This window comes from Oleiphilus sp. HI0117, assembly GCF_001635235.1.
Genome location: NZ_LWGA01000513.1, coordinates 1 through 301 on the forward strand (window position 1 = coordinate 1; position 301 = coordinate 301).

Consider the following 301-nt stretch of genomic DNA (forward strand, 5'->3'; position numbering starts at 1 on the left):
TTAGATGAGCCTTCGCGAACCTTCAACAATGTCGAGAAGTCGGCTTTTCTTGATGTCACGACTCTCGGTGATCGATTGCTAACAATCGGCGAACGCGGCGTCATTGCTTACTCTAATGACGGAGGTGAAAACTGGGTTCAGGCAAAGGTGCCTGTTTCAACGATGCTCACAGCGATGTACTTTGTTGATGATACCCATGGCTGGGCAGTGGGGCATAGTGCCGTGGTTCTTCATACGCAAGATGCTGGCGAAAACTGGACGCTTCAGTTTGATGGCAAGCGAGCTAATGAGCTGCTCCTTG

1 protein-coding gene is annotated in these 301 nt (G+C 50.5%); it reads left to right on the forward strand.

All coding sequences use genetic code 11. From position 1 onward, the window contains the following. Positions 1 to 301, forward strand: a 301-nt coding sequence (locus tag A3757_RS05765) for a YCF48-related protein (RefSeq protein WP_231878228.1), incomplete at both ends; no start/stop codon positions are given.